11 protein-coding genes (1 of these 11 running past the window's edge) are annotated in these 15528 nt (G+C 71.6%); all 11 read left to right on the top strand.

Annotated elements, in window-relative coordinates; all coding sequences use genetic code 11:
• The first annotated feature begins 55 nt into the window (after nucleotides 1-55).
• A complete protein-coding gene (locus H4687_RS34890; RefSeq protein WP_050399315.1) occupies nucleotides 56-766 on the top strand; it encodes a DUF4097 family beta strand repeat-containing protein in 711 nt (236 codons plus the stop codon).
• Between the two features lie 40 nt (nucleotides 767-806).
• Nucleotides 807-3317: an ABC transporter permease gene (locus H4687_RS34885; protein WP_046918934.1), complete on the top strand. Its 2511-nt coding sequence runs from the start codon at nucleotides 807-809 to the stop codon at nucleotides 3315-3317.
• A 248-nt stretch (nucleotides 3318-3565) separates the two neighbouring features.
• Nucleotides 3566-3835 carry an acyl carrier protein gene (locus H4687_RS34880; protein ID WP_046918933.1) on the top strand — a complete coding sequence of 90 codons (270 nt, stop codon included), beginning with the start codon at nucleotides 3566-3568 and terminating at the stop codon, nucleotides 3833-3835.
• Entirely contained in the window at nucleotides 3832-5094 is a 1263-nt protein-coding gene (locus H4687_RS34875; RefSeq protein WP_046918932.1) for a beta-ketoacyl-[acyl-carrier-protein] synthase family protein, read from the top strand. The genes H4687_RS34880 and H4687_RS34875 overlap by 4 nt, the downstream gene beginning before the upstream one ends.
• Nucleotides 5091-6197 (top strand): beta-ketoacyl synthase N-terminal-like domain-containing protein, encoded by a 1107-nt coding sequence (locus H4687_RS34870; protein ID WP_046918931.1) that lies wholly within the window; start codon nucleotides 5091-5093, stop codon nucleotides 6195-6197. Before H4687_RS34875 ends, H4687_RS34870 begins: the two co-directional genes overlap by 4 nt.
• Nucleotides 6198-6257: 60 nt before the next feature.
• Entirely contained in the window at nucleotides 6258-7007 is a 750-nt protein-coding gene (gene fabG / locus H4687_RS34865) for a 3-oxoacyl-[acyl-carrier-protein] reductase (RefSeq protein WP_046918930.1), read from the top strand.
• Entirely contained in the window at nucleotides 7001-8371 is a 1371-nt protein-coding gene (locus H4687_RS34860) for a condensation domain-containing protein (protein WP_050399314.1), read from the top strand. Before fabG ends, H4687_RS34860 begins: the two co-directional genes overlap by 7 nt.
• Before the next feature lie 116 nt (nucleotides 8372-8487).
• Nucleotides 8488-9534, top strand: a complete 1047-nt coding sequence (locus tag H4687_RS34855) for a MupA/Atu3671 family FMN-dependent luciferase-like monooxygenase (protein WP_046918929.1) — start codon at nucleotides 8488-8490, stop codon at nucleotides 9532-9534.
• Between the two features lie 108 nt (nucleotides 9535-9642).
• Complete coding sequence (locus tag H4687_RS34850; RefSeq protein WP_046918928.1) at nucleotides 9643-9867, top strand: MbtH family protein; 225 nt, start codon at nucleotides 9643-9645, stop codon at nucleotides 9865-9867.
• 202 nt (nucleotides 9868-10069) lie between these two features.
• On the top strand, nucleotides 10070-15085 hold the full coding sequence (locus H4687_RS34845; RefSeq protein WP_046918927.1) for a non-ribosomal peptide synthetase: 5016 nt from the start codon (nucleotides 10070-10072) through the stop codon (nucleotides 15083-15085).
• Nucleotides 15082-15528, top strand: partial view of a non-ribosomal peptide synthase/polyketide synthase gene (locus H4687_RS34840; RefSeq protein WP_192781755.1) — the 5' portion only. 23136 nt of this gene lie beyond the right edge of the window; 447 of the gene's 23583 nt are visible here — the first part of the coding sequence; the start codon lies at nucleotides 15082-15084; the stop codon falls past the right edge of the window. Before H4687_RS34845 ends, H4687_RS34840 begins: the two co-directional genes overlap by 4 nt.

Here is a 15528-nt window from a genome sequence, read left to right as displayed (position 1 = left end):
GTTTGATCTGACGGTGCCACTTTCAATCATCCCCCCACAAGGAGAGCTTCCGCCGATGAAGATCCGTTTCCGTACCTCCCTGGCGTCGGGTGCCCTGCTGCTCGGGGTCGTGGCCCCGCTGCTGAGTGCGTGCGACCAGTACGACGAATCCGACACCGATTCCTACGGCGTCGACGAGAAGGTCACCAGCGTGAGCGTCGACTCCGGAGGCGGTGACATCAAGCTCGTCGCGAGTGACGCCGACAGCGTCAAGGTCACCGAGAACCGCAAGTTCACCGACGGCAAGCGTCCCTCGACCGAGCACTACGTCAAGGGCGGCAAGCTCGTCCTCAAGGTCGCCACCGACTGCGGCGGCGGCGTCGGCTCGGCGGAGTGCACGGTGAACTACACGGTCGAGATGCCGCGCGGGGTGGCCGTCGACGTCGACAGCGGCGGCGGCACGGTCCGCCTCGACGGCGTCTCCGGCGGCGTCGACGTCGGCAGCGGCGGCGGCGAGGTCCGGGCGGAGAACCTGGCGGCGCAGAGCCTGAAGGCGAGCTCGGGCGGCGGGAAGATCGACCTCGCCTGGTCCAAGACGCCCGTCGACGTCGACGTCAACGCCAAGGGCGGAGACGTCACGCTGCACGTGCCCGACAGCGGATACGAGGTCAACGCCTCCACCACCATGGGGTCGGAAAAGGTGGAGGTGAAGGAGGTCTCCAGCAGCGAACGACAGATCAAGGCCCGCTCGTGGGCCGGAGACGTGGAAGTACTCGTCGCCGACTGACGGCCGTTCTGCGCTCGCAACAACCCGGAGACCCCTTTTCATGCTGCACATTGCCTGGTACACGCTGCGGAGCAGAATCTCCGCCTTCACCGGTACCTTCATCGCGCTGGTGCTCGGCACCGCGCTGCTGTCGACGATGGGCCTCGTGCTCGCGGCGAGCGTCGCCTCGCCCGAACACGGCCCCGGCCGGCTCGCCCAGGCACCGCTGATCATTCGCGGAGAGCCGGACCTGAGCATGCCCGATCCGTGGGGCGGCACCCAGAGCGAGCCGTTGAAGGACCCCGAGGGGCTGTCCTCGGCCCTGGTCGAGGATGTCTCGACGGTGGGCAGAGCCGTCACCGACCGCACCTTCTACGCCCAACTCGGCGCCGACGGCGCGGGCCGTCCCGGTCCCGCCGAGCAGATCGGACACCCCTGGTCGTCGGCCGCGTTCGGCGGCTACCGGCTCGCCGAGGGCACCGCGCCGACCGGGACCGGACAGGTGGCCGTCCCCGAGGCGGCCGGTGCCGCCCCGGGTGACAGGGTGACCGTGCTGACGCAGGCCGGGCCCCTCGCTTTCACTGTCTCGGGGGTCGTGAACGACGTCTCGTTCGAGTCGGCGCTCTTCTTCTCGAACGCGGAAGCCGTCAGGCTCTCGCCCCGAGTCGACGCGCTGATCAGCTACGGCGCCGAGGACAAGGTGCGCACCGCCGTCGAAGGACGTGCCCAGGTGCTGTCGGGTTTCGAGCGCTCGCAGGCGGACCCCCGCGCCCACGAGGACGAGGTGGCCCTCGTCGGCGTGTCCACCATGCTCGGCATGGCGACCGGCGTCGCCGCCTTCGTGGCGGTGTTCGTCGTCGGCACCACCTTCGCCTTCTCGGTGGCCCAGCGGCGCCGTGAGCTCGCCGTGCTGCGCGCCACCGGCGCGACCCCCGTCCAGGTGGGACAGCTGGTGCTCGCCGAGGCTGCCCTGGTCGGCGCGATCGCCTCGGGCGCGGGATGTCTGCTCGGCCTGCTCGGAGGGCCGCTGCTCGCCCGGCTCATGAGCGACTGGGGGCTCGCGCCCGCCTGGTTCCGCGTCCAAGTGGGCTGGAGCTCGGTGCTCGTGCTGTTCCTGGCCTTCCTCATCGGGCTGTTGCTCGCGGTGCTCGGCTCCGGCGTCTCCGTGGTGAGGGCGGGCCTCATCCGGCCACTCGAAGCGCTGCGCGAGTCCACGATCGAGCGGCGTGCCATGAACGCGGTGCGCTGGCTGCTCGGCCTCGCGGCGCTCGGCGCCGGTGTGGTGCTGCTGCTCTCCACCCCGTTGCTGCCACCCGCCTACTGGGGCGACATCACGCCGATGGCCGCCCCGGCTCTGATCCTGGCGGGTGCGCTGCTGTGCCCGGTGGCCGTCCCGTTCGTCGCCAGAGTCGCCACCGCGCCGTTCACCGTGTTCAAGGGCGCCGTCCCGATGCTGGTGCACGCCAACACCGTCACGGCGCTGCGTCGGACCGCGGCCACCGTCGCGCCCGTGCTGATCACGGTGGGTCTCTTCTCCGCCCTCTGGAGCACCTCCGGCACGCTGACCGGGGTGGCCCAGAGCGAGGCGTACCAGCGGGTGCGCTCCAACGACTTCGTCGTGGCACCGGACGGCGCGCCGGGACTCGGCCGGGCCGTGGTGGACAAGGTGCGGGCGGTGCCGGGTGTCGAGTCCGCGACCACCGTGCCGACCGGCATCTACACGATCCCCGGCCCCAACCTCCTGGTGTTCCCGGCGGGAGCGCCGATGCTGCCGTACAGCGCGCTCACCGTCGACCCCAAGGCCCTGGGCAGTCTGCTGACGCTGCCCGTGGTGCACGGCGACGCCAGGAAGCTCGACGACCGGTCGATCGTGGTGGACGAGACCTGGAACCGCGGAGTGGGTGACAGGGTGACGGTCTGGCTCGCCGACGGCACGGAGAAGAAGCTGAAGGTGGTGGCCGTCATCAAGGCGAGCGCAGGCGGCAGCGGCGCGGTGCTGACCCCCAAGTACGCCGGACGGGGCCTGCCGGACGCGGTGTACCTCAAGCTCGCGGACGGCGCCGACCGGAACGCAGTCGAGCAGCGGCTGGCCGCCGCGACCCAGGACATGTCCGCCCGGTTCGTGCCGATCGCCCGCTGGAAGGCGGCCGTCGACGACACCACCAACGAGCAGACCCGACTGGCCCTGGCGATCGTCGGGGGCATCGCGATGCTCTACACCGGCGTGGCCGTCGCCAACACCCTGACGATGTCGACCGGGCAGCGGGCACGGGAACTGGCCGTGCTGCGCCTGGGCGGTGCCACGCCGCGGCAACTACTGCGCATGGTGGCCGGCGAGTCCTTGCTGGTGGTCGGCATGGGTGTGCTGATGGCCGGGGCCGTGGTCGGGCTCAACGCGGCCGGGCTGTGGGCCGGACTGCAGCAACTCGTCGTGGGCACGCCGGTCACCCTGCCGGGCGTGCCGTTCGCGGTGACCGCGGGGGCCTGCGCGGTGGTGGCCCTGCTGGCCACGGTGCTGCCGGCCTGGGTCGCGCTGCGCACGCCCGCGGTACGCCTCACGACGACGGAGTGAGCGTCTGCCCGGCCGCGGCCGGGCGACGACGTCTACCGACGGCGGTTCCCGGCCGGAAAGGGGCCGCCGTCGGCCCGCAATCAGGTGCGTGTATCAGGCAAACGGTGTGGATGCCAGCCCATTGTGAGCCAACCAGCCTCTGTAGAACGGCAGTTGACGGCCATTTATAGGGTGCGGATAGCTCGCCGTCGCAGGATCTCCCCAAGAGCTCACCGAGAGTTCGACATCGAGAGATCCAGGAGACCGACATGAGCGCTGCCAGAGCCGCCGAGGGACTGAGCGCGGAGACCAGGGCACAGGTGAAGCAGATCGTCTGCGACGTACTGGAAGTGGATCCGGCCGCCGTCACCGACGAGACGCTCTTCGTGGAGGAACTCGACGCGGACTCGCTCCGCACCATCGAGATGCTCGCCGAGATGGAGAGAGCCCTCGGGATCGACCTCTCCAAGGCGCCGATCGAGGGCATGGTCAACCTGCACGGTGTGTACACCGTCATCGCGGAGCACGAAGCGAAGTGACCGCCGACAGGGGGGCGGGTGACCGACGGGTCGTGGTCACCGGGATGGGCATGGTCACGGGTCTCGGAACCGGGACCGCCGAGTTCGCCGGATCGCTGCGCGCGGGGCGCAGCGGAATCGGCCCTTCCGACGCGTTCGACCGAGCCGGCTTCGCCCACTTCAACGTGGGTGAGGTCGGCCGCTTCGAAGCCAGGGAGTGGTTCCGCAGGGAAGATCCGCAGCGGTACGGACGGGCGGCCCGGTTCGCCGTCGCCGCCACCAGGCTGGCTGTCGGGGATGCCGGCCTCGGCGAGGAGGAACTGCGCCGACACCGAGTGCTCGTCTCGGTCGGTACGACCGACGGCGGCACTCACGAGATCGATCAGCTGGCCGAGGCCCGGTTCAGGACGGGCGAGGTCAGGCCGGCCACGGAGGTCGCGCGCCGCACGCCGTCAGAGCGTCTCTCCGACGCGGTGGTCAACGAACTGGCTCTGGAGGACGTCGAGTCGGTGACCGTGCCCACCGCCTGCGCGGCCGGGAACTACGCGGTGGGGCAGGGTCTGGACGCACTGCGTGCCGGCGAGGCGGACGTGGCCCTGTGCGGCGGTTCGGACTCGCTGTCCCGCAAGACCTTCGCCGGCTTCTACCGGCTCGGCGCCATGGCGCCCGACGTGTGCCGGCCGTTCGACACCGGCCGGCAGGGAATGATCGTCGCGGAGGGTTCCGGGATGCTTGTCCTGGAACCGCTGGACGCCGCGCTCGCGCGCGGGGCCCGGATCCATGCCGAGGTGCTGGGGTACGGGCTGAGCTGCGATGCCAGCCACCCGACCGCGCCCGACCGCGACGGTGTGGCCCGGGCGGTCCGCGCCGCGCACCGCGACGCGGGGATCAGCGGCTCGCAGGTCGACTACATCTCGGCGCACGGCACCGGGACCAAGGCCAACGACCTGGTCGAAACGGCCGCCCTGCGCGAGGTGTTCGGCCAGGAGCTGCCTCCGACGAGCGCGATCAAGTCGATGCTGGGACACACTCTGGGCGCCGCGAGCGCGCTCGGTGCGATCGCCTGCGTCCTGGCGATCACCGAAGGGTTCCTGCCGCCGACGATCCACCACGAGCAGACGGACCCGCAGTGCGGCGTCGACTGCGTCCCCAACGTGGCAGTGCCCGCGGAACCGGACATCGTCCAGAACAACGGGATGGCCTTCGGGGGCAACAACGCCGTACTGGTCCTGGGCCGTTACCGCGATCCCGGGGCGACACACGCTGGGGAGGGCTCATGACGACCGCCGCGGCCGAGAGGCCGGTGATCAGCGCCTGGTCGGCGCTCTCCCCATGGGGGGACGGTGCCGCCGCGTTCCGAACCGGCCTCGACGCCGGGAACGACGGAATCTCCACCGTCGACAGCGAGTTCTGGCCGGGTACGCCGACCCGGGCCGGCGTCGTGCCGGGCTTCCGGATGGACTACCCGGGAACCCGGGGCATGCGCTCACTCGACCGGCTCACCCGGCTGACCCTTCGGCTCAGCGGGCTGCTGGTCACCAGCCAGGGCGGCACCCTGGGGGCGGAACCGGAGGACACCGGGATGGTGTTCGCCACCTCGGGCAGCTTCAAGACCTGCCTGGACTTCACCAGCAGGTCCTACAGCGAGAAACTGCCTTTCCACGTCGACGTGGCGCGCTTCCCGTCGACCGCGGCCAACTGCGCGGCCAGCCGCAGCGCGATCGGCCACGGGTTCAAGGGCCCCAGCACCACGCTGACCGGCGGCGCGGCCGGAGGGCTGCTCGCCCTCGGGCACGCGGCCAGGCTGCTGCGGCAGCAGCGCGCGCAGGTGCTGCTGGCCGGAGCGGCTGAGGAGTACACCGAGGACCGGGCCCTGCTCGAGGACGCCCTGCACGAGGGCGAGGGGACACCCCCGCCCGTCGCCGAAGGGGGCGCTCTGTTCCTCATGGAGTCCGCGACGGGGGCCGCGGACCGGGGCCGCACCCCGCTCGCCGTACTGCTCGGCTTGCGGTTTCGCGCGTACCACCCGCGAGCGGGTGGTGACGCCGGCGTCGCACTCGGCCGCTGCGTGACCGACCTGCTCAAGGACACCGGGACGAGCGCCGGCGAGATAGGTCTCGCCGTCCGCTCCGACCCCGGCGGTCACCTCGGGGACCGGGAGAACACCGCGCTCGACGAGGTGTTCGCCGGTCTCCACCGCCCCCTACGGCATCTGGCTCCCCTGCACCGTCTGGGCAACGCCGGATCGGCCGCCACCGCCTTCCAGGTCGCGGCCGCACTCGGCGCCGACGGCGTGGAGCCCTTGCGGGCACCCGCACTGATCACCTCTGTGGAGAACGGCCGGGTGAGCGCCGTACTGCTGGGCCCGCCGACGACACCCTGAACCACGGCCCGTGCGACCCCGCCGGCCGGCCGAACGACGACACACAGGAAGAGGAACGACATGACCGAGACCGGAAACCGGCCGGTTGCGGTGGTCAGCGGCGGATCGCGCGGCATCGGCCGCGCGGTCGTGATTCGGCTCGCCCGCGACGGATATGACATCGCGTTCTGCTACGCCTTCGACCACGAGGCGGCCGAGGCCACCGCCAAGGAGGCCCGTGCACACGGGGCCCGGGTCCTGGCCCGCCAGGTCGACGTCACCGACCGGGCGGGCGTCACCGAATTCGCCGAGGAGACCGAGCGAACCCTCGGCCCCGTGGACGCCCTGGTCACCGCCGCCGGCATCATCCGTGACGCGCCCCTGGTACGGATGTCCGACGCGCAGTGGGACGACGTCCTGCGCACGAACCTGGACGGCACCTTCAACCTCTGCCGGGCGGTCGCCTATTCGATGATGCGGCGCCGCACCGGCACCGTGGTCACCATGTCCTCGGTGGCGGGCCTCCACGGCAACGCCGGCCAGGCGAACTACTCCGCCTCCAAGGCGGGCATCATCGGCTTCACCAAGGCCCTCGCCAGGGAGTCGGGCCGCACGGGACTGCGCGCCAACGTGGTGGCGCCCGGACTGATCGAGACCGACATGACCGCCGGCCTGCCGGACCAGACCGCCAAGGAGATACTCGGTTCGATCCCGTTGCGCCGGTCGGGGAAGCCGGAGGAGGTGGCGGACCTGGTCGCGTTTCTCGTCTCCGACCGGGCCTCCTACATCACCGGACAGGTCGTCCAGGTGGACGGGGGACTCGCGTGGTGACGGCCGTCCGGCGCCTGAGCACCGCCCAGCGAGCCCTGTGGACCGCGTATCGCCTGGCCCCGGGTGGCTCCGCCTACAACATGGTGCTCTCCCTGCGCATACGTGGCCCGCTGGACACCGGGGCCCTGACCCGCGCCGTCGAACTGGTCGCCCGTCGGCACGAGATGCTGCGCTCGCGCTTCGACGAGGTGGACGGCGACCCGGTGCGGCTGGTGCGACCGGACCCGCCGTCGGGGCTGGAGATCGTCGACGTCCCGGACATGCCCGAGGACGAACTCCTCGACCTGGCACGGGAAACGGCAGGCCGCCCGATCGCCCTGGAACGGAACGGGCCCCTGCGGCCGGTTCTGTACCGGCGGACGGACGAGGACTTCGCGCTGTCCACCACCGTGCACCACATCGCCGGGGACTTCACCTCGTACTGGTTGCTGCTGCGCGAACTCTTCGCCGCCTACGCCTCCTTGGCGGCCGGCGAGGAACCCGCACCGTCGGATCCCCCGCGCGCGTACGACGAGTACGTCGCCGAGGAGGCCGCCCACCCCGACACGCCTGCGGGACGGCGCGACCACGCGTACTGGTCGGAGGTCCTGGCCGGAGCCACCGCCACCGAACTGCCCACCGACCGCGCACGGCCCACCGCGCCCAGCCACCGCGGAGGCACGGTCCCCCTCGACCTGTCCGGACTCTCGGCGGACCTGCAGCACACCGCCAGATCCGTCGGTCTGCGGCCCTTCCCCCTGCTCATGGCCGCCTACCAGGCGGTCATCGCCCGGTGGACCGGGGAACGGGACATCGTCATCGGCACGCCCGCCAGCACCAGGGCCCGCCCCGACCGCACCGTCTTCGGCTGCTACCTCAACAGCCTGCCCGTCCGGGTCGCCGTGGAGGGCGACACGACCTTCACCTCGCTGGCCGAGGAGACGAGCCGGCAACTGCTGCAGGGCATGCGCCACGTCCGGTTCCCCACGTCCACGGTCCAGTCCGGCCGGCACGGCCCGCTGGTGCGCATGGGGGCCCTGCTGCTGCAGATGGATGGGCTCGACACAGACTTCCCGCCACCGGCCCCGGGCGAGCCGGAGGGCCTCCCGGCCGAGTTCGCGGGCATCCGGGTCAGCCGCATCCAGGAGCCCAGCCAGGAAGGCCAACTGGACCTCATGCTCACCCTGCACCTGGGCATCCACGGCCTGGTCGGGGTACTCACCTACGACTCGGACCTGTTCGAACGGGAGACCGTCGAGCGCTTCGCCCGCTGCTACGAGCGGTTCCTGAGAGCGGCGGCGGACGAGCCCGGCCGCAAGATCGACGACGTACCTCTGACCGACGAGGACGACCTCGCCGCTCTGCTGGCCCTGGGCGGGGTCTGACCGTCAGGCCCCGGCGCCGTCGATAGGACGGCAAAATCGTACCGATATCCCCGGCTCCTACGGTCTTCACCGGGTGCGGAACACCTTCCGCACCCGATTCGGACCGAGGAGCCGGGGTGGACTTCAGCCTTTTCTATTTCGCCAACGACAGTGACGTGTCGGATGACGCCGGTCGTTATGAACTGCTCCTGGAAGGCGCGCGTTTCGCGGACCGGAACGGCTTCACGGCCGTGTGGACGCCGGAACGGCACTTCCATCGCTTCGGCGGTCTCTACCCCAACCCGGCGGTCACCGGCGCCGCGCTCGCCGTGACCACCGAGCGCATCCAGATCCGGGCCGGCAGCGTGGTGGCGCCCCTGCACCACCCGCTGCGCATAGCCGAGGACTGGTCCGTCGTCGACAACCTCTCCGGCGGCCGGGTCGGGATCTCCTTCGCCTCCGGCTGGCACCCCGCGGACTTCGTGATGCGTCCGGACGCGCACGAAACACGGCGCCAGGTGATGGACGAGACGATCGAGACGGTACGCAAGCTGTGGCGGGGTGAGTCGCTGACCCTGCCCGATGGCAAGAACACACCCGCCGAGGTGCGGGTGTTCCCCCCGGCCGTCCAGCGGGAACTGCCCTTCTGGATCACCAGTGCCGGCAGTGTCGACACCTTCCGCAAGGCCGGCGCCCAGGGCGGCGGCATCCTGACGCACCTGCTCAGCCAGGACATCGACGAGCTGAAGACGAAGATCGCCGCCTACCGCGAGTCGTTCCGCGCGCACCATGGCGCGGACCGGCAGGGGCACGTGGTGGTGATGCTCCACACCTTCCTCGGGTCGTCCGCCGAGGAGGTCCGCGACGTCGTACGGGAACCGCTGTCGGCCTACCTCAAGACGTCGTTCGGCCTGATCTCGGGCTCCATCGGCAGCCGTCCCGGAACCTTCGACTCGGCGGACATCCAGGATGCGGACGTGGAGTACCTGGTGGAGCGCGGATTCAACCGCTTCTTCGAACGCCAGGGAATGTTCGGCACGGTCGAACAGGGGGAGCAGGTCGTGGACATCCTGCGACGGACCGGTGTCGACGAGATCGGCTGCCTCGTCGATTTCGGCGTCAATACCCGGCAGACCCTGAAAAGCCTCGAATTCCTCGCCGAGTTGCAAATTCGCTGCAGCTGACGGCCCGCACCGGCGTATGGGGCCGATATAGCTGCTCCTAGAACAGTTGTCCCGGGCGCAGGCCGCGCGATCGGCCGGCACATCATCATCCGACAGGGAGTCATCCACATGAGTGAGAGCAACGACGAGCGCGCCTATCGCGTGGTCCGCAACGACGAGGAGCAGTACTCCGTGTGGTGGGCCGACCGTGACCTTCCCGCCGGCTGGCACGCGGAGGGCACCGAGGGCCCCAAGGAGGCCTGCCTGCAGCGGATCGAGGAGATCTGGACCGACATGCGTCCGCTGAGTCTCCGGCTGCGCATGGAGCAGAACCAGGACCGTCTCGCGTCCTGACACAGACCGCGCCGGCCCGGACTCCCCCGCCGGGTCGGCGCTCCTTTTTCATGTGAGCTCGTTCGTCCGTATTTCCGTTCACTTTCCATCCCGCGTCTTCGCGTCATTTCGAAGTTCGCAGATCGAGTCCTTTCGCGAGTTCCGCGCTCCGTATTCCGCCGTGACCGCACCGGCCGCACCTGTCCAGCAGAGGAATCCCCAGATGACCACGCAGATCCGTCAGGACGACGCACCCGACACTCATCTCGCGACGCTTGCCGAAGTCGTCGCACGGCAGACTGCCTGGACACCGGACGCCATCGCGGTCGTCACCGCGGACGGAGAATCCCACACCTACGCCGACCTGGACGCGCGCGCCCGGCGGCTCGCCGCGCTGCTGCGGAGGTCCGGGGTCACGGCCGAAGCACTGGTCGGTGTGCACCTACCCCGTGGCCTCGACCTCGTCGTCGTCCTCCTCGCGGTCTGGAAGGCCGGAGGTGCCTACGTACCGCTCGACCCGGCGCTCCCGGCCGAGCGTCTGGACTGGATGGCCCAGGACGCCGAACTGGCCCTCGTGGTGACCGGGACGGCTCCCGGCGGCACACTGTTCGGCGTCTCGGCGCTCGGTCTCGCCGAGCAGCACGGGACCCTCGACGCCCTTCCGGCCGACGCCCCGGACACCTACGCGGCTCCGGACGGCGCCGCCTACGCCGTGTACACCTCGGGCTCTACGGGGCGCCCCAAGGGGGTGGTGATCACTCACGAGGGCATCGCCAACCGGGTGCGGTGGAGCGTTCGGGAACACGGCATCGGCCCCGGCGACCGGGTGCTGCAGAAGACCACCATGGGCTTCGACGCCGCGGCGTGGGAGGTCTTCGCCCCGCTGGTGAGCGGCGCGACCCTGGTCCTCGCGCCGATGGGCGCCGAACGCGACCCGGCGGCCCTCGTGCGCGCGGCCGTGGACCGGGGTGTCACCGTGCTGCAGCTCGTTCCCTCGGTGCTCCGGCTGCTCGTCGACGAGCCCGCCTGGGCGGACCTGACCACCCTGCGGCTGCTGTTCTCGGCCGGCGAACCCCTGCACGCCGAGCTGTGCCGCCGCGCCCTGGACCGTTCGGGCAGCGAGGGGCTGCGCGTCTGGAACACCTACGGCCCGACCGAGTGCTCCATCGACATCACCGCCCACCCCTACGACCCGAACCAGGAGAGCGGTCCCGTACCGATCGGCCGCCCCCTCGACGGCATGCGGGTCCTGGTGCTCGACGCCAACGGACGCCCCGTCCCGGTCGGCGTCCCCGGCGAGTTGTACGCGGCCGGCTCCGGTGTGGCCCGCGGCTACCTGGACCGCCCCGGACTGACCGCCGAACGCTTCGTGCCCGACCCCTACGGTCCGCCCGGCTCCCGCCTCTACCGCACCGGCGACCTGGTGCGCTGGCGCTCGGACCGTACGCTCGAATACCGCGGCCGCGCCGACGAACAGGTGAAGGTCAACGGTGTCCGCGTCGAGCCGGGCGAGGTGTCCGCCGCCCTGACGGCGCACCCCGAGGTCGAGGCCGCGGTCGTCGTCGCGGCGCCCGCGCACGACGGCGGAACCCGGCTGGTCGCCTACAGCGTCAGCCGCGACGGGCGGCCTCCTCGCGACTGGCGCGCCTTCCTGGCGAGCCGGCTGCCGTCGGCGATCGTCCCCGCTCAGCTGATCCCGCTCGCCGACCTGCCGCTCACCGCGAACGGAAAGATCGACCGCGGCGCACTGCCCGCCCCGGCCCCGGAGCTCTCGGCCGACACAACCGAGCACGTCGCACCGCGCACGGACGAGGAGCGCGCCGTCGCCCGGGTCTGGACGCAGCTGCTCGGGGTGGCCGAACCCGGCGCCCACGACGACTTCTTCCGGCTCGGGGGCACCTCGCTCACCCTCACCCGGCTCGCCGCACGGCTGCGGGAGGCAGCCGGCGGAGCCGTCGAACTCGCCGCGCTGTTCACCGCGTCCACGCTCGAAGCCCAGGCACGCCTGGTCGCGGAGGCGGCGGCCGAGCAGTCCTTCACCGCCGTCCCCAGGGACGGACGGCTGCCGCTGTCCTTCGGGCAGCAGCGCCTGGCCTTCCTCGACCGCCTCGACCCCGGCGGCGCCGAATGGGTCTCGCCCCTGCTGGTCGACCTGCCCGAGGGGGCCGTCACCGAGCATGTACAGCGCGCCCTGGACCTCCTCGAGGAGCGGCACGAGGCGCTGCGCACCCGCTTCCCCGCCGATGTCGCCGAGCGCGGAGCGCGCCTCGTCCCGCCCGGCAGGGTCGAACTGACCGAGATGGCTGTCGACCGATCCGCCCTCGGCGCCTTGCTCGCCGAGCGGTTCGCCCGGGGCTTCGACCTGGCGCGGGGCCCTCTGTGGCGCGCGGCGCTGGTCCGCTTCCCGGAGGGTCCCCCGCTGCTGGTCGTCACCATCCACCACATCGCCTGCGACGGCTGGTCGTCCGTGATCCTGGAACGCGAGTTCACCGAGGTGCACTCGGCGCTCGCCGCCGGCCGCACCCCGAAACTGCCCGAACTGTCCTACGGATACGTCGACTACGCCGCCTGGCAGCGCACCCGTCTCACCGAGGACCGGCTGGCCGCCGACGCCGCCCACTGGCGGGACGCGCTTGCCGGACACACCCCGCTGCCCCTGCCCACCGACCACCGGCGCCCCGCCCGGCGGGACCACCGCGGCGCCGTGGTCCCGCTGACCATCCCCGCCGAGGTGGCACAGTCCCTGACCGCGCTGGGCCGCGCGCACGGCGCGACTCTCTTCATGACGCTGCTCACCGCGTTCGCGGCGCTGCTCGCACGGCACAGCGGGGAGAGCGACGTCGTCGTGGGCACCCCGGTCGTCGGCCGTACCCGGCCCGAGACGGAGAACCTGGTCGGGTTCTTCCTCAACTCCCTGCCGCTGCGCTGCGACCTGAGCGGCGGCATCGGCTTCGACGAGGCGCTGGACCGGGTGCGCGCCACCACCCTCGACGCGTTCGCCCACCAGGACCTGCCCTTCGACCGGCTGGTGGAGGAGGTCCAGGAGGGTCGCGACCCCTCCCGGACCCCGGTCTACCAGGTGGCGTTCGACCTGCTCGACGCGGAACTCACCACCGCGGGTGTCGACTTCGGCGACCTCGCCGAACTCGGGGACGCGTGGCACATCGCCAAGACCGACCTCAGCCTGTTCCTGCGGCCGCGTCAGGACGGCGCCGTCGTGGGCGTGCTGGAGTACGCCACCTCGTTGTTCGAACCCGCCACCGTGGAGCGGTTCGGCGCCCAACTGCTCCGGCTCCTCGAACAGGCGGCCGCCGCCCCGGCCACCAGGCTCGCCGACCTGGAACTGCTGACCGCCGAGGAACGCCACCGCCAGCTGGTGGAGTGGAACCCGGGAGCGGGACAGACCGTCGCGGACCCGGCCGCCACCACCGTGCTGGAGATGTTCGAGGCCCAGGCGGCCGAGCACCCGGACGCCCCCGCGCTGACCGGCGCCGAGACCGTCACCTTCGGCGAACTGGACGCCGCCGCGAACCGGATCGCCCACCGCCTCGGCCGCTCCGGCACCGGCACCGATTCCGTGGTCGGTGTCCTGCTCGACCGCGGTCCCGACCTGCTCACCGCGTTCCTCGGCAGCTGGAAGACCGGCGCCGGCTACCTGCCGCTCGACCCCGGGCACCCCGCCGACCGCCTGGCTGCGATGCTCGCCGACGCCGGTGTCGGCGTCCTGATCACCACGGCTGCTCACGGCGCCCGGGTGGCGCATCTCTTCCCCGGCGAACTCGTCGTCCTGGACCGTGACCGGCCCCTTCTGGACGAGCTGCCGTCCGGACGGCCGCCGCGCCGGCTCGACCCGCGGGGCACCGCCTACGTCATCTTCACGTCCGGCTCCACCGGCCGCCCCAAGGGCGTCCGGGTCGAGCATCGAGGCCTGGCCAACCACGTCGCCTGGGCGGCCCGTGAACTCACCGCCCGCGGTACCTCGGGGGCGGCCCTGTTCGGCTCGACCGCCTACGACCTCGTCGTACCCAACCTGTACGCGGCGCTCGCCGCCGGACAGCCGCTGCACCTGCTGCCCGCGGACCTCGACCTCGCCGACCTCGGCAGCACGCTGGCCGCACACGCCCCCTACAGCTTCCTGAAGCTGACCCCCGGCCACCTGGAGATCCTCTCCCAGCAACTGACCGACGAGCAGGCCGCCTCCCTCGCCGAGGTCGTCCTGGTCGCGGGCGAGGCCTTCCCGGGCGAGGCCGCGACCCGCTGGCTGAAGCTTCTCGGGCCGGGTCGCCTCATCAACGAGTACGGTCCCACCGAGTGCTCGGTCGGCACCTGCGTCCACCCCGTCGACCGGGCTGTCGAGGGAACGGTTCCGATCGGCCGTCCGCTGCCCGGCATGTCCATGTACGTCCTCGACGGCGAGCTGCGCCCCGTGCCGCTGGGCGCGGTGGGCGAGCTCCACGTCGGCGGAACCGGTGTCGCCCGCGGCTACACCGGCCGCCCCGGGCTGACCGCCGAGCGCTTCCTGCCCGACCCCTATGGCCGACCCGGCGAACTGCTCTACCGCACCGGCGACCTGGCACGTCAACTGCCCGACGGGACCGTGGAGTTCCTCGGCCGCGTCGACCACCAGATCAAGGTGCGCGGCCACCGCATCGAACCGGGGGAGATCGAGTCCGTCCTCACCTCCCACCCGGAGGTACGCGAGGCCGTGGTCCTCGCCGGACGGGGACTGACCGCGTACGCGGTACCCGCAGGCCAGGAGCTGCCCGGCGCCGCCGAGCTCACCGCGCACTGCGCCCGCCTGCTGCCCGACTACATGATCCCCACCGACTTCGTGGCCCTGGAAGCCGTCCCGCTGACCCCCAACGGAAAGCTTGACCGGACCCGGCTGCCGGACCCGGCCGACGCCGCGGGATCCCCAGCCGCACACACCGGCCCACGCGACATCGTGGAGGAGCGGATCGCCGCCGTCTGGACCGACCTGCTGGGCCGGGAACCCGACATGGACGACGACTTCTTCCACAACGGCGGCAACTCCATCCTCGGCATCCGGCTGATCTCCGGAGTCCAGAACGAGTTCCAGGTCTCCCTGCCGCTGCGTGCCCTCTTCGAAGGCCCCACCGTCGCCCGGCTCGCCCGTGCCGTCGAGGCGCTCGTCCAGGCAGAACTGGACGGCCTGGAGGCCGAGGCATCCACCCACGACCTTTCGCACGCCCCGCAGACGAAGGAGCAGTCCGCATGACCACCAGCGCAGAGCGCACCTCGACCGGCGACCGCCTGCGCGCTGAACTGCTGCGTCGTCTGTCCGGCAGTCGGTCCGCCGAGCAGCACCGGGAGATCCCCCGCGCCGACCGCGAGCGGCCACTGCGGCTGTCCCCGGGTCAGCAGCAGATGTGGTTCCTGCAACGTCTGGAACCGGACAGCCACGAGTACGTGGTGCCTCTGATGCTGCGCGTCACCGGACCGTTGGACGAGACGGCCCTGCGCACGGCCGTCGACGCCGTCGCCGCCCGACACGACATCCTGCGCACCCGCTACGACTTCGTCGCCGACCGGCCCGTACAGCTGATCGACCCGGCCGGACCCGTGCCCTTCACCACTGAGGAACTCACCGCCCTGCCCGCGGCGGACCGCGAGGCGGAGGCCCTCCGGCGCGCCACGGCCTGCACTCGCGAGGCATTCGAC

It is taken from the genome of Streptomyces stelliscabiei, from assembly GCF_014873495.1.
Taxonomy (GTDB): Bacteria; Actinomycetota; Actinomycetes; order Streptomycetales; family Streptomycetaceae; genus Streptomyces; species Streptomyces bottropensis.
The sequence above is the reverse complement of the archived record's forward strand: the minus strand, read 5'-3'. Positions and strand labels throughout refer to the sequence as shown.